15 protein-coding genes are annotated in these 22,150 nt (G+C 70.3%); 4 read left to right on the top strand and 11 right to left on the bottom strand.

Annotation, left to right across the window (positions count from 1 at the left end):
- Positions 1-7: 7 nt before the first annotated feature.
- Together ACYR7D_RS12945 and ligD are read left to right on the top strand one after the other, a co-directional pair.
- Complete coding sequence (locus ACYR7D_RS12945) at positions 8-880, top strand: helix-turn-helix transcriptional regulator (protein WP_459549756.1); 873 nt, start codon at positions 8-10, stop codon at positions 878-880.
- A gap of 144 nt (positions 881-1,024) precedes the next feature.
- Positions 1,025-1,981 carry a non-homologous end-joining DNA ligase gene (gene ligD, locus ACYR7D_RS12940; RefSeq protein WP_459549755.1) on the top strand — a complete coding sequence of 319 codons (957 nt, stop codon included), beginning with the start codon at positions 1,025-1,027 and terminating at the stop codon, positions 1,979-1,981.
- A gap of 2 nt (positions 1,982-1,983) precedes the next feature.
- Here ligD and ACYR7D_RS12935 read toward each other — a convergent pair whose 3' ends face one another.
- The 3 genes from ACYR7D_RS12935 to ACYR7D_RS12925 form a co-directional block, all read right to left on the bottom strand.
- Entirely contained in the window at positions 1,984-4,113 is a 2,130-nt protein-coding gene (locus ACYR7D_RS12935) for a RecQ family ATP-dependent DNA helicase (protein WP_459549754.1), read from the bottom strand.
- 82 nt (positions 4,114-4,195) lie between these two features.
- Positions 4,196-5,023 carry an ABC transporter permease gene (locus ACYR7D_RS12930; RefSeq protein WP_459549753.1) on the bottom strand — a complete coding sequence of 276 codons (828 nt, stop codon included), beginning with the start codon at positions 5,021-5,023 and terminating at the stop codon, positions 4,196-4,198.
- A 31-nt stretch (positions 5,024-5,054) separates the two neighbouring features.
- Positions 5,055-6,335, bottom strand: coding sequence for a glycosyltransferase (locus tag ACYR7D_RS12925; protein WP_459549752.1), 1,281 nt, complete (start codon positions 6,333-6,335; stop codon positions 5,055-5,057).
- Between the two features lie 27 nt (positions 6,336-6,362).
- Here ACYR7D_RS12925 and ACYR7D_RS12920 point away from each other — a divergent pair, with 27 nt between their 5' ends.
- On the top strand, positions 6,363-8,924 hold the full coding sequence (locus ACYR7D_RS12920) for a cytochrome P450 (protein WP_459549751.1): 2,562 nt from the start codon (positions 6,363-6,365) through the stop codon (positions 8,922-8,924).
- On the opposite strand, the gene ACYR7D_RS12915 is transcribed toward ACYR7D_RS12920, so the two are convergent.
- From ACYR7D_RS12915 to ACYR7D_RS12880, 8 genes are all read right to left on the bottom strand, one after another.
- Positions 8,921-10,780 (bottom strand): Na+/H+ antiporter, encoded by a 1,860-nt coding sequence (locus tag ACYR7D_RS12915; RefSeq protein ID WP_459549750.1) that lies wholly within the window; start codon positions 10,778-10,780, stop codon positions 8,921-8,923. The two genes, ACYR7D_RS12920 and ACYR7D_RS12915, sit on opposite strands and share 4 nt — an antisense overlap.
- A gap of 82 nt (positions 10,781-10,862) precedes the next feature.
- Complete coding sequence (locus ACYR7D_RS12910) at positions 10,863-11,849, bottom strand: hypothetical protein (RefSeq protein ID WP_459549749.1); 987 nt, start codon at positions 11,847-11,849, stop codon at positions 10,863-10,865.
- Complete coding sequence (locus ACYR7D_RS12905; protein ID WP_459549748.1) at positions 11,846-12,817, bottom strand: ScbA/BarX family gamma-butyrolactone biosynthesis protein; 972 nt, start codon at positions 12,815-12,817, stop codon at positions 11,846-11,848. Before ACYR7D_RS12905 ends, ACYR7D_RS12910 begins: the two co-directional genes overlap by 4 nt.
- Positions 12,814-13,767: a nucleoside-diphosphate kinase gene (locus ACYR7D_RS12900; protein WP_459549747.1), complete on the bottom strand. Its 954-nt coding sequence runs from the start codon at positions 13,765-13,767 to the stop codon at positions 12,814-12,816. The genes ACYR7D_RS12905 and ACYR7D_RS12900 overlap by 4 nt, the downstream gene beginning before the upstream one ends.
- Positions 13,764-14,837 carry an SDR family oxidoreductase gene (locus tag ACYR7D_RS12895; RefSeq protein ID WP_459549746.1) on the bottom strand — a complete coding sequence of 358 codons (1,074 nt, stop codon included), beginning with the start codon at positions 14,835-14,837 and terminating at the stop codon, positions 13,764-13,766. Before ACYR7D_RS12895 ends, ACYR7D_RS12900 begins: the two co-directional genes overlap by 4 nt.
- Entirely contained in the window at positions 14,834-15,091 is a 258-nt protein-coding gene (locus ACYR7D_RS12890; protein ID WP_459549745.1) for an acyl carrier protein, read from the bottom strand. Before ACYR7D_RS12890 ends, ACYR7D_RS12895 begins: the two co-directional genes overlap by 4 nt.
- On the bottom strand, positions 15,088-18,420 hold the full coding sequence (locus tag ACYR7D_RS12885; protein ID WP_459549744.1) for an AMP-binding protein: 3,333 nt from the start codon (positions 18,418-18,420) through the stop codon (positions 15,088-15,090). Before ACYR7D_RS12885 ends, ACYR7D_RS12890 begins: the two co-directional genes overlap by 4 nt.
- Positions 18,410-21,193: a PEP/pyruvate-binding domain-containing protein gene (locus ACYR7D_RS12880; RefSeq protein WP_459549743.1), complete on the bottom strand. Its 2,784-nt coding sequence runs from the start codon at positions 21,191-21,193 to the stop codon at positions 18,410-18,412. Before ACYR7D_RS12880 ends, ACYR7D_RS12885 begins: the two co-directional genes overlap by 11 nt.
- Positions 21,194-21,407: 214 nt before the next feature.
- On the opposite strand from ACYR7D_RS12880, the gene ACYR7D_RS12875 reads away from it, so the two are divergent.
- Entirely contained in the window at positions 21,408-22,106 is a 699-nt protein-coding gene (locus tag ACYR7D_RS12875; protein WP_459549742.1) for an ESX secretion-associated protein EspG, read from the top strand.
- Positions 22,107-22,150 lie beyond the last annotated feature (44 nt).

Here is a 22,150-nt window from a genome sequence, read left to right as displayed (position 1 = left end):
TCGGATCATGCACACCGAGAATCAGCTGGGCGCTTTCCTGCGCGCCCGCCGCGAACTGGTCCGGCCCGAGGATTTCGGTCTGCCGGCGGGTGGGCAACGGCGGGTCCCCGGGCTGCGGCGCGAGGAGATCGCGCTGCTCGCCGGGGTGAGCGCCGACTACTACATACGGTTGGAGCAGGGACGGGACAGGCATCCGTCCGAACAGGTCGTCACCGCCCTGGCACGGGTGTTCTCGCTCGACGAGGAGGGTACGGCACATCTGCGGGAACTCGCCCGGCCCGCGGCCACCCGCCCGAAGGCGCCGCGACGGCCGGAACGGGTGTCCGAGGGGCTCGTCCGGCTGATGAATGCCTGGCCGCACACCCCGGCGGTCGTGCTGGGCCGGTATCTGGACGTTCTGGCGGCGAATCCGCTCGCCGCCGCGGTGAACGCATGCTCGGTGCCCGGTGTCAATCAGGTACGGATGATCTTTCTCGACCCCCGGGCGCGAGAGGTCTACCCGGAATGGCCGAAGATCGCGGCGGAGACGGTGGCGAGCCTGCGGGCCACCGCCGGTCCGGACCTCGACGACCCGCGGCTGACCGAACTGGTGGGTGAGCTGTCACTGAAAAGCGAGGAATTCCGCCGGCTGTGGGCGCGCCATGATGTGCGGGCGAAAACGGCCGGGGCGAAACGCTTCCACAACGAGATGGTCGGCGAGCTGACACTGTCCTACGAGATCTTCACCGTGAACGGCGCGCCCGGACAGACACTCGTCGTCTACCACCCGGAACCGGGGTCGGCGGCGGAACGGTCGCTGTCCCTGCTCGGCAGCTTGATCGCCGGTAGCGCGTCCCCGCGCGAAAGCGAAAGCTCCCCCGCCCGAACCGATCACCGGTGAGCGGCAACTCGCCGTAGCCCGCGGCGACCTCGCGCTACGCACCGGGCGGCCGTCCCCGGTCCGGGGCCGCGACGGAATCCGGACCGCCGCGAACGGTGCCGCATCGGCCGCCCGGATCGCGCACCGGCCGTTATCGTCGGGACCATGAGCGATAACGCGGGGGCGGCGATAGAGCTGACGGTCGGAGACCGGCAGGTACGAATCTCCAGCCCCGACCGGGTGTACTTCCCGGAAACCGGGGCGACCAAGCTGGACCTGGTCCAGTACTACCTGAGCGTCGGCGACGGTATCGTCAACGCGCTCCGGGACCGGCCGTGCATGCTGCACCGCTTCCCCAAAGGCCTGCCCGGCGGCAAGGTGCACCAGAAGCGGCTGCCGGCGGGCGCACCGGACTGGGTGTCCACCGTGCGGGTCCACTTCCCCCGCTACGACCGATACGCCGACGAACTCTGCGTGCGGGAACTGGCCGAGGTGATCTGGGCGGTGCAGATGGCCACGATCGAATTCCATCCGTGGAACTCCCGCCGGGCCGATACCGAACGCCCGGACGAGTGGCGCATCGACCTGGATCCGATGCCGGACTGCCCCTGGTCGCGGGTGCAGCGGGCGGCCGGGGTGGTGCACGAGGTGCTGGACGAACTCGGGGCGGTGGGCTGGCCGAAGACCTCCGGCGGCGCGGGATTGCACGTCTACGTCCGGATCGCACCCGATCACGGCTTCCACCAGGTGCGGCGGGCGGCGCTGGCCTTCGCCGAGGAAGTCCGCCGCCGCCTGCCCGACGAGGTGACCACCACCTGGTGGCGGCGCGACCGCGACCCGGAACAACTGTTCATCGACTACAACCAGAACGCCCGCGACCACACCATCGCCGCCGCCTACTCGGTGCGCGGTGATCCCGCCGCCACCGTATCCACCCCGGTGCGCTGGGACGAGATCCCCGATATCCATCCCCGGGACTTCACCATCGCCACGGTGCCGGAACGCTACCGCCGCCTCGGTGATCTGCACGCCGGTATCGACGACGCGGTCTTCGACCTGTCCGAGCTCGTCGAATGGGCCGACCGCGACGACGTGGACCTGGACGAAGAGCCCCCGGCCTAGTCTCAGGCCGGAGTGGCCAAGGCGAACGGGAGTACCGCGGGGGCGCCCGCGCGGCGGAGCGACCAGGCGGCGACGGTGAAGGTCCAGCCGGAATCGGTGAGGGTATCCACCAGCAGCACCGGACCGTCCAGACCGGTGAGGTCGGGAACCTCCCACACGTCGTGGAGCGCCGCCACCCGATGGGCCGAATTGACAGCCGATACCGGCGGCCGGCCGGGGCGCCTGGGCAGGGTACCCAGGTTGCGCAGACGGCCGATCCCGGCCAGCCGCTCGGCCAGCGAGGCGGTGAGCACGGGATGGGTGGACGAGGCCAGCGCCAGCACCGCGGTGGGGCGGACGGCCCAATCCCACTCCCGCAGTACCGGTATACAGGCGTCGACCACCTCGGCGGGGACCGGGCCGTCGGGGCCGTCGAGGATCGGACGCAGGCGCCGGCCCCAGCCCAGGGAGTTCAACCGGCCCAGCACGCGACCCGGCTCGGCGCCCTCGGTGATCTTCCCGGACAACGGGATACCGAGTTTCGCCATACCGGTGGGCCATTGTTTGCGGGGCGCGAGATCGAAACCGGGCCGGTCGAGCCGGGCCCGGGTGGCCGCCACGGCCGCGGTGTCCACGGTGGTGTCCCGATGGGCCCCGGTGCAGTTGTCGCACCGGCCGCAGGCCGCGGCGCCGGGCGCGGCGCCGGTGAGCGCCGGATCGTCGAGCTGGCGGCGCAGGAATTCCATCCGGCAACCGGTGGTGCGCTGATAGTCGAGCATCGCCTGCTGCTCGGCGCCACGCGCGGCGTCGAGGCGTTCGTAGCGCTCGGCATCGTAGTTCCAGGGCATACCGGTGGCGAGCCAGCCGCCCCGGACCCGCCGGACCGCGCCGTCGACGTCCAGCACCTTCAGCACCATCTCGAGGCGGGAGCGGTTCAGTTCGACCAGCGGCTCCAGCGCGGCGGTGGACTGCGGCCGTTCGCGATCCAGGGCTTCGAGCACGGACCGCACCACCTGTTCCCGGGGAAAGGCGACCGAGGCGAAATAACTCCAGATGCGGGTGTCCTCCGGGCCGGGCAGCAACACCACCTCGGCGCGTTCGGTACCGCGCCCGGCCCGGCCGACCTGCTGGTAGTAGGAGATCGGGGACGAGGGCGCGCCCACATGCACCACGAAACCGAGGTCGGGTTTGTCGAAGCCCATACCCAGCGCCGAGGTGGCGATCAGGGCCTTGACCTCGTTGTCCAGCAGGGCCGCCTCGAGCGTTTCCCGTTCGGCGGGATCGGTCTGGCCGGTGTAGGCGGCCACCCGGTGGCCGTGCGCGGTGAGCACATCGGCGAGATCGTGCGCCCCGGCGACGGTGAGGGTGTAGACGATTCCGGACCCCGGCAACCGGTCCAGGTTGGTACCGAGCCAGGTGGTGCGCTCGACCGCGTCGTCGAAACGGACCACGGACAGGCGCAGGGATTCCCGATCGAGGCTGCCGCGCAGCACCAGCGTATCGGTACCGATCTGCCCGGCCACATCGGTCACCACGCGGTCGTTGGCCGTGGCGGTGGTGGCCAGCACCGGCACCTCGCTGCCGAGTTCGGCGATCAACGTGCGGATACGCCGGTAGTCGGGCCGGAAATCGTGCCCCCAGTCCGAGACACAGTGCGCCTCGTCGACGACCACCAGTCCGGCATCGGCGGCCAGCCGGGGCAGCACCTGATCCCGGAAATCCGGATTGTTCAACCGCTCCGGGCTCACCAGCAGCACATCCACCGCGCCCGCGGCCACCTGCTGGTGGATCTCGTCCCATTCGGTGACGTTCCCGGAGTTGATGGTCGCCGCCACCACACCGGCCCGCCGCGCGGCCGCGACCTGGTTGCGCATGAGCGCCAGGAGCGGGGACACGATCACCGTGGGCCCCCGGCCCCGCGCACGCAGCAGTTTCGCCGCGATGAAGTACACCGCCGACTTTCCCCATCCGGTGCGCTGCACCACCAGTGCCCGGCGCCCGAACACCACCAGCGCCTCGATGGCGGTCCACTGGTCCTCGCGTAACCGGGCCGCCGGCCCGGCCAGCTCACGCAGCAACGCCTCCGCGTGCTCACGTAGTTCCCCGGCGACTTCGCCGGCCCCGCCCACAGTGCTGCCCGGTGCTGTCGTCATACGGCCATACTGCCCGAGCCCACCGACACCGGAGGCGCGGTGGGCGGGCGCTACTCGGGACGCCGGGTTCGTGCCCTGCCGGTCACCGGCCGTCGCGCGCGAACAACAGCGCCGCCAGCAGGTACCCGGCGACGCCCAGCACCACACACCACAGCACCGCGGTGCTCGCGGTGTGCTGCGGGGTTCCGGTCAGCAGACCGCGGAGCGTGGTGAGCACGGGGGTGGCGGGCTGGTGCTCAGCGAAACCCCGTAACCACGACGGCATGGTGTCGGTGCGGACGAACGCGCTGCTGACGTAGGGCACGAACATGATGGCGTAGGTGAACCCACCGGCGGCTTCCGGAGCCCGGGCCAGCACTCCCAGTGCCACCGCGATCCAGGTGACGGCGAGTACGAACAGCGCGACCAGACCCACCGCGGCCGCCCAGGCCCGGACTCCCGCCTGCGGCCGGAAACCGAGAACCGCCGCCACCAGCACCACCACCGCCACCGCCGCCAGGTTGCGGACCATGCCTTCCAGGGCGTGACCGGCGAGCAGAGCCTGCCGGTAGCCGGGCAGGGTGCGGAACCGGTCCACCGCCCCCGAGCGGATATCGGTGGCGACCGCGGTCGCCGTGAGGGAGGCACCGAAACCGGTGCACAGCAGGACGACCCCGGGGACAACGTAGTCGATATAGCGCATACCGACCGCGATGGCGCCGCCGAAGACGTGCACGAACAGCAGCATCAGCAGGATCGGCAGCAGCAGCGAGATCAGCAGGGTGTCGCGGCCGCGTACCGTGCGGCGCAGGGCCCGGCGGGACATCACCGCCGTATCGGAGAGCACCCATATCGCCGGCCGCACCCGGTCCACCGCCGCCGGCCGCTGCGCCCGATCCGGGCCCCGGGCGGGACGGCGCGACCCGCTCACCGGACCGTCCTCCTGCCTCGCGGCGTCCGGATCACTTCGTCGCGGCCTCGACCAGGTCGGCCGTCCGGACCGTCGCGTCCGACCTCTTGCGCAGGGATTCGGCCAGCAGCGCCGTCCGGCGGGCGATGGACGGTTCCAGCAGAGAACGCACGGCGGCGGTCAGCCGATCTGGTTCCAGTTTCCCGAACGGCAGATGCGCCCCCACGCCCAACCGTTCCACCTGCCCGCCCCACATCGGCTGATCGAACGATACCGAGCAGACCAGCGTGGGCAGACCGGCACGCAGGCTTTCGAAAGTGGTACCGATACCGCCGTGATGGACCGCGGCGGCACAGCGCGGGAAAACCAGATCGTGGGCCACCGGCCCGACCACCCGCACCTGTTCGCCGGCTTCCGCGTTCGCCGTATCCAGATCGCTCCAGCCCGCGCTGACCAGGGCTCGGCGGCCGAGCCGGCGACTCACCTCGGCCACCATGGCCAGTACCCGACGGGTATCGCGGATCGGCATACTCCCGAAGCCGTAGTAGACCGGCGGGGCACCGTCGGCGATCCAGGCCAGCAGATCGGCGTGGTCGTCGGCGAGTTCCCCCACCGCTTCCCGGGCCTCCCGCGGTAGCGCCAGGAACCCGACCAGGGGCCGGCGATCGCCCCAGTCCTCGGCGAGCCCCGGTACCAGCGCGGGGTCGTAGATCTGGATCTCCGGCACCCCGCGGGCGGCCAGCATCGCCGCCGGGCTCCGGGTTGTCCGCGGTAGGCCCAGTTCGCGGCGGAGCTGGTTCAGGTAGCGCATGAACACCACTCGCCGCAGGTTCTCCGCCACGGCCCAGGTGGCCCGGTTGACCGGCGCCGGGGGCCGCCAATGCGGGGGAAGTGTTCCCGGGAACGGATAGACGCCGGTTTTGCGACCGGGAAAACCGTGCATGGTCACCATCGGCGTCCCGGAAGCCTCCGATACCGAGGCGGCACGGTCCTCGGTGAGCAGCGTCGACACGATCACGTCCGCCCCCGAGCAGACCGCGACGACCTCCCGGTTCATCCGCTCGGCGTACTCGGCCATCTGCTCGCCCACGAGCTGCATCAACCGCAGGCTGCTGCCCGCCGCGAGCGCCCGCTGCCCTTCTTCGGAGGAATACAGCTGTTGTACATCGGGACCGCAGGTCTGCGCCCCGAGCCCGGTCGCGGCGGTGAAATCGACGAGATTGGGGGGTGCGCCGACAGTCACCTCGTGGCCGCGTGCACGCAATTCCAATCCGAGTGCGAGAGCGGGCTGTACATCGCCCCGGGTTCCGGTCAACGGAATTGCGACTTTCATCAAAGCTCCCTAACTACCGTGGGGGACATGCATATCGCGCTGTTCACCGATTTCCACCCCGGAACGGCCGGCGGTATCCAGTCCTCGGTCGCCGCCGCACGGCGTGGGCTGGAGCGTGGCGGGCACCGGGTGACGGTATTCACCGCTCCCGGACCGGAATCTACCGAACCGGACCCGGGGCTCGTGGTTCTTTCGGGACTCGCGGGGGTATCGGTGAACGGATTCGCCGTGGTGCTGCCGACCCGGGCCGGCAATCGGCATATCGATACGGTCTTCGCCGAGCGCGGGCCCGTCGACCTCGTCCACGCGCACACCACCTACGGAGTGGCCGTGGCGGGAGTGAAAGCCGCACGGCGCCATGGCATCCCACTGGTTCAGACGCTCCACAGCCGCGACGATGTCTTCCTGCGGTACACCTCCCCCGCCCCGTACGCGGCGGCGCTGGCGATGCGCGCGCTGCACGGCCGGTTCGTCCCGCACCGGGGGCGGATGCCGCGTAATCCGGAATCCCGGGCCGCCCGGCACGCCTGGCGGACCATGATCGCCCAAGCGCAGGCGGCGGATTCGGTGCTCGTCCCCTCCGCGCATTTCGCCCGCCGTCTACGGGCGCACGGGCTGCGTGGGCCGCTGCACGTGGTATCGAACGGAATAGACGACGAACTACTCGCCGGATTACCGGCCACGGACCCCGGCACCCCACTGCCCGGACGGCCGCTGCGGGTCCTCTGGTGCGCGCGATTGTCCGCGGAGAAGCGGCCCCTGGCCGCGGTCGAGGCGGTGCTGGCGGTACCGGGCTGCACCCTGGACGTCTACGGCGGCGGCGATCAGCTCGAATCCGCCCGCCGGTTGACCGCCGCGCACCGGGCCACGCACCGGGTGCGGTTCCACGGTGCCGTCGAGCAGCGGGAATGTCTGCGCGCCATGCGAGAACACGATGTGCTGCTGTTTCCCTCACTGGGATTCGACACGCAGGGCATGGCGTTGCTCGAGGCGGCCGCGGTCGGGCTGCCGGTGGTCTATTGCGATCCCGAACTCGACGAATCCGTTCCCTCCGGTAGCGGAATCCGTACCCGGGACGCCACTGTGGCGGCGATCACCGAAACCCTCGCGGAGCTGGCGCAGGCACCCGAGCGGCTCGCCGCCATGCGGACCGCGGCGGCCACCACGGACCTACCGCTACGTCAATCCGCGCTCACGCCCCGGCTCGTGGAGATCTACACCGACCTCGTGACCCGCAATCCGGCCCACCGGATGCCGCGCACTCCCGCGGAGATCCCGACCGCGCCCGGGCGGCTGCCGCTGCTGGGGCACAGTGCCGCCGCGCTGGGGAACAGCCTCGCCTTCGTCCGGTCGCTGGCCGCGGTGGGCCCGATCGTGCGGATCCATCTGGGACCTCGTCCCGCCTACGTGCTGACCACCCCGGAGCTCGTGCGCCGGGTCGGGTTCGGCACCGCGGGTGAATTCCACCGCGACGATCTGCGCGAAGCCGTTCACGAGGTGATCCGCGACGCCTCGAACGTACTCAGCGGAACGCCACACGAGCTGCGGCGCCGGATGATCGCCCCCGCTCTGCGGCAACGCCGGTTGCACGACTACGCCGCCGTCATCGCACCCCTCGCCGAGGGGTGGGCCGCGGCGCTACCCGCCCGCCGCCCGGTGGATCTGATGGACGCCGCGCATCAGCTGGTCCTCGATGCCATCTCCTCCACTCTCTTCCGTGCCGATTTCGGCGCGGCTGCCAAAATACAGGTGCGGCAGAACATTCCGTGGCTGCTGAAACAGGTGGTGCAACGAGGCGCGCTGCCCGCACCGGTGCGCCGACTGCGGGTGGTGGCCAACCGCCGGTTCGCCGCCAAGGCCGCCGCGCTGCGCGGCGAGATCGGCGCGGTGGTCGCGGCCTGTCGCGCCGCCGGGCACGACTACCACGATGTGCTGTCCGCGCTGGTACACCATATCGACCCGGAAACCGGTACCGCGCTCACCGACGAGGAGATCGTCGACGAACTGATCCTCATGCTCGCCGCCGGGGTCGGTTCCACCGCCTCCATTCTGGGCTGGGTGTGGCACGAGATCATGCGCGATCCGGATATCGCCGCGACCGTTCGCGCGGAACTCGATACGGCGGTCGGCGCCGGACCGCTGCGGCCCGAGGTGGTGAGCGCACTGCCGTACCTGCGGCAGGTGATTCTCGAAACCCTCCGCTACTGGGGGCCGTGGGTGAGCATCCAGAACGCGGACGGTCCGGTCGTCTTCGGCGATCTGACGCTGCCCGACGGCACGGTCATCGTCTACAGCCCCTACCTGATCCACCACGACCCGCGCCACTATGCCCGGCCCGGCGTTTTCGACCCGGACCGCTGGTCACCCGGCCGAGTGGAGGCCATCGACAAGAAGGCCGTCCTGCCCTTCGGCGTCGGCACCCGGCATTGCCCGGGCAACAATTTCGCCCTGCTCACCATCACCCTCGCGACCGCGGCCCTGTTCACCCGCTGGACACCGGCCCCGGATCCGGCCTACCGGGTGCGGCCCTCCAGCGGCGATTTCGTCGCCGCCCCCACCCGGTTACCGGTCGCCCTCCGGTCCCGCTAACCCAGCATTTCGTCCAGATAGCACCAGCGCCACGCCTCCCCGGGCTCGATGCTGCGGATCACCGGATGCCGGGTGGCGGCGAAATGCCCGGCGGCATGGTTACCGGGTGAGGAGTCACAGCAACCGATATGGCCGCAGCGCAGACACATCCGCAGATGCACCCAGGTGAGCCCCTCCGCCACGCATTCGGCACAGACATCCGGCGTTTCCGATTCGCGCAGCAGCGGTGCCGCCCGCAGATGCGCGCAGTTCTCCGCCGCGCCGGCCGGGCCCACCAGCGGTTCGGCCCGTTCCTCGGCCTCCTTCTCGTCGAACCGGTCGATCATCGACTCCTCCAGATCGAGCCGGACCAGCACATGCTGCAGGATCTCGTAGTCCGCCTCACCCGCGTCGCGCACCTTCAGCACGGTTTCCCGTTCGGCGCGCAGCATCTCCAAGCGCAGCCGCCGGTACTCGGCGGTCGGAGTGGCCTGCTCGGATTCCGGGCGGCCGAGCCGTTCCCAGGCGGCATTCGTCCGCCAGGACACCCGGTCGCGCAGCGAGCGCACCACTTCGTCCGGGGTGTCCGGAGCCACCGCGGCGTCGAGGGCGGCGAGCCCCGCGGTGGCGGCCCGGGTCAGCAGGGTCGCCTTCTGCAGGGCGTCCTCGGCGCGGCTGGGTCCACGCAGCCGCAGCAGGCGCACCAGCCACGGCAGCGAGGTGCCCTGCAGCAGTAGGGTGCCCCCGACGACGACCAGCGCCAGTAGCTTCAGGACCGGTAGCTGCGGGGTGTCCGCCGGCAGCAGCAGAACCGCGGCCAGCGTGACCACCCCGCGCATTCCCGCCCAGGAGACCACCGTCGGATGGGTCAGCGGTACCGCTGAGCGGCCGATCGCCCGGGCGAGCAGAACCCAGGTGAACACCCATACGGGCCGGGCCAGCACGACGGCCAGCAGGACCGCGACGGCCGCGGCGATCAGGGTGCCGTGGTCGAGGCCGCTCTCCCACGCCTCCTCGACGATGGCCCGCACCTGGAGTCCGATGACGAGGAACACCGCACTCTCCAGGATGAACTGAACGGTGCGCCAGTTGATCCGTTCCGCCGTCCGCGACGCCGCGCTCTGCCAGACCGGCGCGTTGTGACCGAGGATCATCCCGCAGGTGACCACCGCGATGACCCCGGAGGCGTGGATTTCCTCCGCCGGCAGGTAGGCGAGGAAAGGAGCCAGGAACGACAGCGTCGTATCGAGTACCGGGTCGGTGATCCGGCGGCGCAGCAGCGCCAGCAGGTACGCGACCGCGATACCGACCACCGCACCGCCTCCGGCGGCGAGCAGGAAATCACCGCCGACCTGCCATACCGAGACCGCGCCCGCGGACGCGGCGATCGCGGTGCGCAGGGCGACCAGCGCGGTCGCGTCGTTGAACAGGGATTCGTCCTCCAGGAGGGTGACGAGGCGCCGCGGCATACCGATCCGGCGGGCCACCGTCGTGGCCGCCACGGCGTCCGGTGGTGCCACCACCGCGCCCAGTGCGACGGCCACCGCGAACGGCACCGGCAGCAGCCACCACACCACCAGCGCGACGGCGAACGTACTGAACAGCACCAATCCCACCGACAGCGAGACGATGGTGCCGATATCGGCCCGGAAATCCACCAGTGAGGTGCGGATGGCCGCGGTGTACAGCAGGGGCGGCAGCAGGCCCAGCAGCACGATCTCCGGTTCCAGATGCACTTCGGGCACGAACGGCAGATACGAGGCGGCCACCCCGGCCACCGTCAGGGCCAGCGGTTCGGAGATCCCCGCCCGCCGCGCGAGCGCCGCCACCGCCGCGGCGGACGCTACGAGGATCACCAGACCGATCGCGAGGTGCACGGACGCATTCTCGCAGAGCGGAGCCGGTTCCGGGCGCTGACGTGCGCGGATGCCACGGCACCGCCACGCGCGCCCTACGCGGTCATCGCGGCGGGACGGATTGGGCGATGAGGAGCACGTACAGCAGCAGGATGAACAGCACCGGCGGGAGCAACGGATACTCCGCGGTGCGAACCCGCAGGAACCGTACCGCGCCGACGACCGGGACCACGGCGAGCGGCACCACCAGCAGCCCCACCGCCTCCCGGACCCCACCCTGCTCCCATGGCCGTACCAACAGCAGATCGGCCCCCACCGCCAGGGCCACGCACAGCAGTGCGACAGCGGTACTACCGCGGGCACCGAGAACGTTGGAGTAGTAGTGCTCGCCCGGCCGGCGTTCGTGGGCCGTTTTGCGGGCGAACTCGAACTGCAGGAAGGCACCCGCGAAGATCAGGGCGACGGGCGCGAGGGACCAGAACTCCGCGCTCCGCGCCGGGCAGCCGGCACACGCCGGGTGCCCGGCCGGGGACGGACCGGCGGTGTCGAGCACCGAGATCAGCACATAGGCGGTGACCAGCAGCTGCACCGGATAGGTGATCACCAGATTCGGTAGCAGCTCCTCGCGGAGCCGGGCCGAGACGCGCTCGGCGCCCCACAGCGCCAGCCCGTACAGGAGCACCACCGCACACGCCACGGCCGAACGGGCGGAGAGCAGCAGACTCGCCGCGACGGCGCCGGCCGCGATCACCGCCATCCCCAGCCGCAGATCGGTGGCCGATACCGCACCGGTGACCAGCGGGCGGTCCGGATTGTGCACGCGGTCGTAGTCGAGGTCCTTCTGCTCGTCCACCATGCGCAGGTAGAGCAGGACGAAGGCGACGATCACCACGCGCAGGACAGTCGCCCCCGTGGGCCGCCAGGACTGCGCCGGAGCGACGAGCAGGGCGAGAGTGGCTTCCAGGGCGAAAACCCAGAGCACCCCGTAGAGCAGATAGTGCGGTTTGTACATCACCCGGGTGAAGTCGACCAGCCGCCGCACCGTACCGGGGGACCGCACCGCCGATCGCCGGGTTCCGGCGGCGTTCACAGGGCCTGCCAGTCGCCCAGGAAGGCGAGCTCCAGTTCCGCGGCGGCCCTGCCTTCCTGGCTGATCACGCAGTGCACCGCGGCCTGATCCGCCGCCACCGCCGATAGCGTCGCTGCGCAGTATGCCGGCCTGTCCAGTTCCACGAAACGGCCGAACGCACTGGTCACCCCGATCAGCCGGGGTAGCACCGCACTCCGCGGGATGAGCAGGGTCGAGGCGGTCTGGCGGGCGGCCTCGAGCAGCAGGCTGCCCGGGAGATGGTCGAGCCGGTGGTCGAACAGGAACGGATGCGCGGGGTCGGGGGACAGTCGCGCGCATACGGAATCGGTCTCGTGCACCGGCTCGTCCACGATCACGTTGCGCGGATTCTCCCGGGCCACCACGGCAGCGGCGGCCCGGCCGCCGGCGACCGGCGCCCCGGGAGCGGCGGGCAACCCCAGCTCACCGCGGATCGCCGCACGAGCCCGCGCCCACCGCTGCGGTGATGTCCAGGAGAAGGAGCCGTCGACGGTCATGAGTGGACTGTCGTCCCGGAAGATCTCGAGGATCATATCGAGCCCCACCGGTACACCACCGCGGGAATGGGTCCGGGGCACCTCGACCGCCAGCACGAGATCGGTGGGGTCCGGCCCGCACAACCAGGCCGGGTCACCGGCGCAGTCGCCGTTGAAGGTCCGCACCGTGAACGCCGAATCCAGCGGCACCCCGTAGAACTCGTGCGTGATCGCGATGGCGGTCTGCCGTGCCGCCTCCATGACGACGAGTGGATCGTGCCGGGCGGCGAGCTCGCCGAGATGATCCCCGAAGTAGGCGTGCATCCGCGGCAGTTGCGCCCCTGCCACGAATCGCCCGGCGCCCCGCTCGGCCAGTGAGGTGACGAAAACCTCCGCGACCGCGGCCCGGTGGGTCAACTCCCGGCGGATGGATTGCTGGTGGGCGACCTCCGACCCCACCGCTTCCAGACTCATCGCCACTCCTCCCTCCAGTCCGCGACGGTCACGGGCCGCAGCGTCTGCGGTCCGGCGCCGACTCGCATGGGCAGTACCCGCGATCCGAGGACTATCGCCGACCAGGGATCGATATCGTGCCCGGACACCAGCGCGCGCGTCAGTACGGCCGCGCAGATCTCGTCGGAACCGCTGTCGAGATCCGGTGGCGCGGGCGCGCCGGCGCGGTCGAGATCCCGCAGGACCCGCTCCAGGGCGACGTCCCGGTCGAAGGAGCGACAAGGGGTGCGGGCATAGAGGACATCGGCGAACGCGCGCGCGGATTCGGCGTGATCGACACCGGCGTAGGCCCGGGAGAGCACTTCGGCGCGGCGCTGCTCGTCGAAGTAGATGGCCAGTTCCCGCAGCACGTCGGCGGGGTCGTCGGGGGTGTGGACGAGGTTCAGCAGGAAGTTCCGCTGGCCGAGCAGGTGACGGAGTTCCCCGGGCCGGCGTTTGCGGGGATCGGTGGGTCCTTTGGCGGCGGTCAGCCGCACCGGGGTCGGCAGCTCGCCGTCGGGACCGGTGACGACGAGCAGCAGGGCATCGGAGATACCGACCAGCAGATCGGCCAGGCGGCGACGCTCCGGGGAGGCGATATTCCAGGCGTAGTACCACAGCGCGCGGACCAGATGCCGGTTCACCGGCACGATTGCCGCGTCCACAACACGGAAATTATTGTGCGACAACCATTTCAGTGTTGTCTCCACCGCGCGCGCGACGATGGCGTCGGGTTTGAGCAGCAGCAGCGAATGCCGCCACGCGAACGCGCGGGCATCGATCTTCAGCCGCCAGAGCTGTTCCACGGTTTCCAGCAGATAGGTGTCGTTCAGGTAGGCGGCGACCTTGTCCGGATACGGCGTCGAGGCGGCCAGCAGAGCGGCGACCGGATCCGCCGGCCCCTCGGCCCCGGGCTGCTTCGCGGCGGTCACACCGGCCACCTCGTTCCCGCGAGAACTTCCTCGATACCCGGAAGCGGATCACCGAGATAGCCGGTCTCCAGGCAGTGATCCAGAAGCGAACGGAGATACTCCTTCCCCGATTCGGGCGCGGCGCGCCCGAGCAGGGAGTCGGCGTATGTGGTGTCGAAGACGAGCCGACGGGTGAAATAACTGGTGTAGAGAGAGCCGATACGGCGATAGTATTCGCGTTCGATCGACCCCAGATCGGTTTCGGCGAAACTGGTTTCGGGCACGAAGGTGGCGACCTCGAACGAGGGGTATTCGGCGAGGACATCGGATATCTCGCGCAGTGACAACGTCTCCCGGCCGACCGCGTGCAGTGTATGTCCGGCCGCCGCGCCGAAGTCCAGCACCGCGGCGGCGATCACCTCGGCCACATGGTCCACCGGGGCGAGGGAGACGGTGGCGTCGTAGCGTCCGGGCAAGGTCCGCAATTTGCCCTCGACCATCAGTTTCACCACGGTGTAGAGATTCTTGTACTCGCGGATCGCCCCGGTGCCCGTGGCGCCGGTGACGATTCCCGGCCGTACCACCGACCAGCGCAACCCGGGTGCCGCCCGGATCGCCTTCTCGGCGGCGAACTTGCTCGCCTCGTATCGATTCCCGAACTCCTGCCCGCGATCCAGTTCGTCCTCGGCGATCACCCCGCCGCGCATACCGCACACGTAGGCGGTACCGACGTGCACGAGCGGTACGTCCCAGTCCAGCGCGAGCTCGATCGCACGGGTGGTACCGCCCACGTTCAGTTCCGCGTACTCCGCGTCGGTGGCATCGAACGCGGTGGTCGCCGCGCAGTGCACGATCGTATCGACGTGCCCGGCCAACTCGGCGAGTGTCGTGGCATCCATGCCGAACCCCGGCCGCCGCACATCGCCGGCACGGATATCGTCCACGGCCACCGGCCGCCCGTCGTTGCCGACGACGGCGGCATTGCTGTGCCGCAGCGCCACCACCGCCCGGCCCGCCGACCGCAATCGAGCCACCACCTCGGATCCGACCAGACCGCTCGCCCCGGTCACCAGTACCGCGCCGGCCATCATCGCCGCCCCGCATCCAGGGTGTCGCGGATCAACGCCACGACCTGCCCCACCCGCAGCACCCCGGCCAGCTGTTCCGGCCGGTAACCGGGCAACCCGAAGGTACGTTCCAGGACGACGGTCAGTTCCATCAATCGCAGCGAATCGAACCCGAGATCCTCGATGAGCCGGGATTCGTCGGTGAAGGCGATATCCGTCTTCGGCGCCATCGCCCCGACCACGTGATACACCCGCGCTGCCACGCTCGGTTCGGTCACAACTGCTCACCTTCCCGGATATGTGGTTGCCGCCCGCCCGAGGTCAACAGGTCACGGGCTTCGTCCAGGGGCAGGTCGGTATCCAGATAGCCCGCGAGCCGGAGCCAGTCGTAACCGATGGCGAGGGTGCGCCGCCACTGCTCGCGCGAATCGAAAGAGGCGGGGAACCGGGTATCGCCGGCGACCTCCCGGGCCACCGCCACGAAATCCTCCAGCACGCTCAGCGCCGCCCCGGCATCGTCTCCCGCCGGAGCGAACCGCACCCGCTGGGCACGCTCGAGCGCGTCGAGCACTTCCGTCCGCCGAGCCGTGTCCGGGGGCAGGACACGGGAAAGCACCTGCCCCGCCGCCACATCGGCAGGTAGCGGATGAACACCGTAGGCGCACAGCAGTACCCGGACCGCCATCGCCAACATGCGGTGCGCGGCGATATCGGCGACCTCCCACTGGCGGTCCTTCATCGCACCGGTCAGATCCTCACGTGCGTTCTCCAGCACGATATTCGACCAGACCAGGCCCATCCCGCATTCGGTGAACCGGTGCGCCGGCAGCGCCGACAGGGCCACCGGCCGCCCGTCCGACGCGGCACCGGCCACCCCCAGTGCCGGAGCGGCGGCACAGGGCGGCGGGGTGTAGGGCCGGGCCACCGGGCACATGGCGAGCGCCGGGGCGATCATCTCGCCTCCGCGCCACTGCAATCCGACGAACCCCAGCCGCACGAATTCGGCCAGTTCCGCGCCGATATCACCGGCTCGGCCCAGAATCGCCTCGATCGAACGCCGGAACACCACCGACCGCCAGGCACGCCCGGCCGGTTCCGACAGGACGAACACCTCACTGTCACCGCGCAGCACATGTACGCGGTCACCGATCTGCCAGGTGGTAACCCCGGGCAAGCGGGCGAAGAGTACCCGGTCCGGATCGTCGCTCACCCCGTCCACACCCAGTTCCGCGGCGAAGTCCAGCACGGGGCCGAGACCGGCGGTCTCGGCATCGAACACCCGGTACCGGTCCGCCACCGCGCTACCGCGAGGGCCGAGCCGGCGCAATTGTTCGGGGAGCCATTTCGTTTCGAGATAGGTCTCACCGTGGCGCGCGGCCCAGGCCTTCACCGCCTGCAGCACCCCGTCCGCCGCCCATCCGGCGGCGTCCGCGCCGGCACCCAGCCCGTACCAGGCCACCGCGTAACGCAGTGCCTGCCGCGCCCGGCCGACCCACCAGCGGGCGATACGGTCCGCGAAATCGTCGTGGCCGAGGACGGCCCGCAGCTCCGCGAGGTCCACCTCCGCACCGGATCGCAGCACGGTGGCCCGCAGGAAACGCTGGCAGCGGTTCAGCACGTCCTCGTCCAGTTGTTCCGGGTCCGGCGCCGAGGCGACCGCCGACAACTGCCGGCGCAGCTGCGCGACCGATCTGGTCCGGATCTCCACCCGTCGCCCTTCGGCGAACAACACCGTGGGCAGGGTCGGCAGCTCCTCTGCGCCGGGGGCGACCACCAGGAAATCCACATCCGAGCCCGCGTTACCGAACCCCTCGGCCAGCGAGCCCTCGAACAGGACGGCGGCACCGGCCGGTACGGACACCTGGACCAGTGCCGCGTCCAGCAGCCGGGTGACCCGCTCCGCGGGCAGCGGCGCCGGATCGGCCGGGTGGACCACCGCGCCGTCGAGCGTGCCCGCACGGAAACGCTGCCACATATGCCGGCGTCGAGGCTTACCGCTGGAGGTGCGGTGGATGATGCCGCGGGGTCCGGTGACGACGGTGACCGGACGTCCGGAACCCAGCTGCCCGCCGATGATCTCGCGGGCCCGCGCGATCCAGTCGCCGGGCGCCGCCTCGGCGAACAGCGCGATCCCCGGTTCTCCCGCATCGGGTACGGCCACCGCGGCCAGTTTCCCCTTGGTGATACCGGTTTCCTGCGCCACCCGGGATTCGAGGTCCTCCATGAACACCGGCCGCCCGCGCACCTTCAGACTGGAACCCATCCGCCCCAGGACGAAAACCTCTCCGCGGTAGCGGAATCCGGCGTCACCGGTGTACAGCACCCCGTCTTCGATCCGGGTCGCGGAGGCGGGCCCCGGCGGGCCGGAATAGCCGAGGGCCACCGAACCACCGGTGACCGTCATCTCGCCGAGAGTTCCGTCGGGCAGTTCGTGCCCGTTCGCGTCCACCACGTGTACGGTCGATTCCGGCGTCGAGAACCCGAGGCCGTTGATCCACCCGGACCCGGCCACCGTACGGCCGTCGGACAGCGACTGCTCCTCCAGGACCGTCACCGGCTCCCCGAACCGCAGCGCGGCGGTATCGAGACGTAACGAGGTGATGGGCCGGTCGCGAGCCGAGGAGCTCACCATGAGCGTCGCCTCGGCCAGCCCGTAGGCCAGCGTGTAGGCCTTCATCGAGAAGCCCCGCGGCGCGGTGAGCCGCGCGAACGACTGCAGATCCGCGACCTCCACCGGTTCCGAGCCCACCGCCAGCGTCCGCCATCCCGACAGATCGAGTCCGGCGATATCCTGGGGCCGCACCCGGTGCGCCACATAGCCGAGCGCGAACGACGGCGACGGCGAATGCTGGGCGCGGGTCATGGCCCGGAGCCAGCGCACCGGGTCGCGGACGAACTGATCCGGGCGCATCAGATACAGATCGCCCTGGTTGGTGACGGTGGTGAGAAACGCGCCGACCAGACCCATATCGTGGTAAAGCGGCAGCCACGACACCATGGCCTCGCCCGGCCGCCAGTCCACCAGCGCGGTGATCATCGCGATATTGTTCGCCAGGTTCCGCCAGCTCACCCGCACGCCGCGGGGAGTACCGGTGGAGCCGGAGGTGAACTGCAGCAGTGCGCAGTCGTCGGGTTCGGAGAACACCCGCCGCGTAGGAGCGGCGGGCAGGGTCGCCGGATCGACCACCACCGGTTCGTCGTCGCGTCCGGCGGCCGTATGCGCCTGCCGCGCCAGCTCGAGGAACTCGGGTGAGGTCACCACGAGCAGCGGCCGCGCCTGCGCGAGAATCGAACCCACGTGCGCCACGTACTGTTCGAGGTCTCCGTACATGGGCGGCGCCACCGGCGTGAACACTCCGCCGCAGGCCCAGACGGCGTAGAACGCTGCCGCGCAGGGGAATCCGGTCGGCATCACCACACACACCCCGGCCCGGTCGCGCATACCGCGCTCCCGCATCAGCTCCGCGATCGACCAGCTCAGATCCGCCAGCTCGGCATAGCTCCGGTATTCCCAGCCGGTGCCCTCGTCCGCGAAGTACACCCCCGTATCCGTGGCGGGGGCGGTGAGCCAATCCCGGACCGCCGCCACATACCCGTCAGATTCCATCTCCAGGCCCTCCTCCGGAAAGCACCGTCACCGTTCCCGCTGCCCCGTCGACCCGGATCCGCATCCCGCTGCGCAGTCTCGCCGTGCACCCCGGCACCTGCACCACGGTCGGTACACCGAGCTCCCGCGCGACGATCGCCACATGAGTGAGTGGACTACCGCGTTCGATCACCAGGGCCGACGCCGACGGCAGCGCCGCCACCCAGCCCGGATCGGTGCGGTAGGCGATGAGGATCCCGCCCGCCACATCGCGCGGTTCGTGCGCCACCACGGCGGTCCCCTCCACGACCCCGGACGCCGACGGCGTCCCGGCCAGCACATCACCATCGGCCGCGGCGGGGGTTTCGGTCAGCGGTACCCACCCCTGCGCCGCCAGCTCGTCCTCCGTGAACTCCGGCCCCACCGTGGTGAACCGGGCCGGAGCCACGAGTTCGGCATCGGCGGTTCGCGCCACCTTGCGTGCCGCGATCCGCGCCCGCAGATCCGGCATCGGCACCTGGTCGTAGCAGTTGCGCAGCTCGTCCACGGTCAGCAGGAACACATCGGGGAAATCGTCGATGATCCCGCGCGCGGCGAGATCGCGGCCCATCACCCGGATCATCCGCTTCACGATCCCGAACGCACGGGTCCGGCAGAACCGCAGACCCTCCCGGTGCGCGGCGCACCGCGCCGTCTTCGCCCGCACCCGCTCGTAGACGCGGCGGCGGATACCGCCGCCGAGCCGCTCGTCGAGGTAGACGCCGGGATCGGGCACCGCCGCGCCGGCCACCGGTTCCGGGGCGGCGACCCGTCCCAGCGCGCTGCGCAACAGCACGAACAGCCCCGCCGGGTCCTCCCGCAGATCCGGCGCTTCCAGTTTCAGCTCGTCCACACTGCGGTAGCCGTACCGATCGAGATAGTCGTCGACCGCGGCCAGGAAATCGGCGTATCCACGTTCCCGCAGCGCCTGATACGCCCGGCCGGGTTCGGTGGACATCACCACCGCGGCCAGCTCCGGTTCGGCCTGCGCGCGGCGCGCCAATTCGGTCATGGCGCGGGCGGGTTCGGCCGATTCGATATCGGCGCCCGGCCCCACCACCGCGTACAGGAACGATTCCGGTGCCCCGGGCAGGAATGCCTTCGTCAACAGATACATGGTGCCGGTGAGGGTCAGCAGGATGGCGTCCAGCACCATCATCGGTCCCCAGCGCAGCACCAGGTCCCGGTCCACCCGCCGATAGGCGGCGTAGGCGTGCTCCCCGTTCACGTAGTCCATCGCGTCGTAGCGGTCGTAGACCCGGTAGAACTCGGTGTAGAAGTCCTGCATCATCGCGTCGATCCGAGCGATACGACGCGCGTAGACGGCTGTCGTCCGGGCCCGCGACCAGGCCCGGCGCGGCCACGAATCGAAGGTGAAGGGCCGCAGGGTCCGGGCGATCTCGTCGGGGAGCGGTTCCGCGACCCCCAGCGCGGCCTCCAGCACCCGGCGGTTCAGCGGATAGCCGGGTGCGATACCCACCATCCGATACCAGTGCAGCAGGTTATAGTACACCCGGCCGTGGAAACAGCCCAGCAGGTGGGGAGTCCACGTATCCGTCTGGCGCAGTTGCGCGCCCGTCACGCCCAGCGATTTCGCGTATCCCCGGTACACCCGGCCGTAGATCCCGGCGGCGACGGTGAAGGTCAACGGTGAGGTGATGCCCTGGAAACTCTCGATGATGTTGGAGTTGTCCCAGATTCGTATCTCCCCCGCCGGGACGTCTTCACCCGCACCGCGGATCACGGCCGCGGTGGCGGCGGCGTCACCGCGGATCAGGCGCAACCCGCCGCGCCGTACGGTGGCCGGGGCGGGTGCCGGTGAAATGGCCGTAACCGGCCGGGCCTGTAGCAGCCACAGTCCCGCGGAATCGATCGCCCATTCGATGTCCCGCGGTCCCCCGAGCGTGGCGGCGAGCTCCCGGCCACGGGCCGCCAGCTCCGCCACCTCCCCCGCCTCGAGTACCGGCAGCGCGCGCCGTCGCGCGCCGACCTCGGATACCACGACCCCGGATCCCGGGCCGGCCAGATACTCCACCTCCTTGTCGCCCACATTCCACTCGAGCACCGTGCCGGTCGTATCCACCAGGACCGTATCGGCGTCCACCGTCCCCGAAACCAGTCCTTCCCCCAGGCCGTACACCGCGCTCACCATCGATTCCTCCGGCGACCCCGTGGTCGGGTTCACCGTGAACAGCACCCCGCTCGCCCGGGCCGCCACGAAGCGCTGCAGGACAACCGCCATCTCCGTGGTGAGCGGACGACCCCGCGCGAAGGCGTAGCGGATCACCCGCTCCGAGAAACAGGAGGCCCAGCAGGCCCGTACCCGGGCCTCGACTTCCGCCTCCCCGGAAATGTTGAGAAACGAATCGAACTGGCCCGCATAGGAATCGGTCCCACCGTCTTCGCCTGTCGCCGACGACCGCACCGCGACGGCGCCGCCACCCACCCGCGCGTAAGCCGACCGCAGCACCTCGCGTACCTCCGCGAGGCCGGGCGTATCGTCACCCGGGTCGGCGAGGAGCATCTCCCGGATCCGCCGCGCCGGCTCCAGTGCCGTGTCCGGGTCCGTGACCCGCCCGAATTCCGCGACCAGCTCGGTCGATCCGCGCGCGGCGACGTATGCGGCGAAGATATCGGTGCCCAGCACCACCCACTCCGGCACCCGTCCCCCCGCCGCCCCCAGCGCATACAGTCCCCGTGCCTTCCCACCGCCGGACGCCGCGATATCCGCCGCGGCGTCGTCTGCTCCGAGCACCCGCAAGAAGTGACCTCCAACCCCGTCCGACGCCGCAGCACATCGTTGCCCGCTCAGCCATGAGTAAACCCGAGGAATGCTCTGTCTACCGTGGATTCGGGTCCTGTGTCAGCCCACAAAGTCGGGGGCCGGACGCTGCCCGAGGTCACGGCGCTGCGAAACAACCGATAGTCTGTTCTGGCCCGCGCGAGTATCGGTGAGGATGTGATTCCGCGTGAGTTGGAGCCTGACCCCCGACGAGTTCGCGTACGTATGGCGCCGCGCCGACCTGGACCGGCTCCCCTATCCGCTCCGTGTCCTCGAAACACCCCGCACCGAATACGACGCCCGGATCCTGCACGCCGAACTGGCCCGGCGCCTTCCCGCCGATCCCGACCTGGATGCCTGCCTGCGGATCCTGGCCGCCCCGCATACGCGGGTGATCGCCATCGGCGGCGGCCCCCGGCCCGGCCGGGAGCTGCGTGTCCTGGGTTGTCTCGTGCACGACCGCGCCGTCCTGGCGGTCCAGGCGCCGGGACGCACCCCGGATTTCGGCGGTCCGGTCCATGTATCGATCGGCCACAGCGCGAAACTGGGCGCCCGGCTGGCCGGACTGCTTCCCAGAATGCCCGCGGGCCGCCATCCGGCGCGTACCGCCTCGGCCGCGGCGGTACGCGATACCGAGACCGTCGTCCAGCAGGAGCGAGCCGCCCCGCTCATCCGCAAACTGTTGTCCACCGCGCATACCGCCGAAGGACATATCCGGATCGAAACCCGGCTCGACCGCCCGACACCGCCCCCACCCGTGCACTACACCTGGTTCGATATCGAGAACGACGGCCGCTACCTGCTCAGAAGCGAGGAAACCGTGCACGTGGCGCCGGCTTCCACCGAACAACTCGCCGCGCATCTGCAGAAACGTCTCCTCACCTGAGCCGGGATCACGCCGGACCGGCTGCCCGCAGGCGCCGGTAGCGG

Source organism: Nocardia sp. X0981, from assembly GCF_977089955.1.
Note: the sequence above shows the minus strand (reverse complement) of the source record. Positions and strands in the feature narration are given on the sequence as shown.

Excerpts from the sequence above, each read along its gene's own strand:
- ACYR7D_RS12945 (WP_459549756.1), top strand. The coding sequence starts at position 8 with ATGCACACCGAGAATCAGCTGGGCGCTTTCCTGCGCGCCCGCCGCGAA.
- ligD (WP_459549755.1), top strand. The coding sequence starts at position 1,025 with ATGAGCGATAACGCGGGGGCGGCGATAGAGCTGACGGTCGGAGACCGG.
- ACYR7D_RS12935 (WP_459549754.1), bottom strand. The coding sequence starts at position 4,113 with ATGACGACAGCACCGGGCAGCACTGTGGGCGGGGCCGGCGAAGTCGCC.
- ACYR7D_RS12925 (WP_459549752.1), bottom strand. The coding sequence starts at position 6,335 with ATGAAAGTCGCAATTCCGTTGACCGGAACCCGGGGCGATGTACAGCCC.
- ACYR7D_RS12920 (WP_459549751.1), top strand. The coding sequence starts at position 6,363 with ATGCATATCGCGCTGTTCACCGATTTCCACCCCGGAACGGCCGGCGGT.
- ACYR7D_RS12905 (WP_459549748.1), bottom strand. The coding sequence starts at position 12,817 with ATGAGTCTGGAAGCGGTGGGGTCGGAGGTCGCCCACCAGCAATCCATC.
- ACYR7D_RS12895 (WP_459549746.1), bottom strand. The coding sequence starts at position 14,837 with ATGATGGCCGGCGCGGTACTGGTGACCGGGGCGAGCGGTCTGGTCGGA.
- ACYR7D_RS12885 (WP_459549744.1), bottom strand. The coding sequence starts at position 18,420 with ATGGAATCTGACGGGTATGTGGCGGCGGTCCGGGATTGGCTCACCGCC.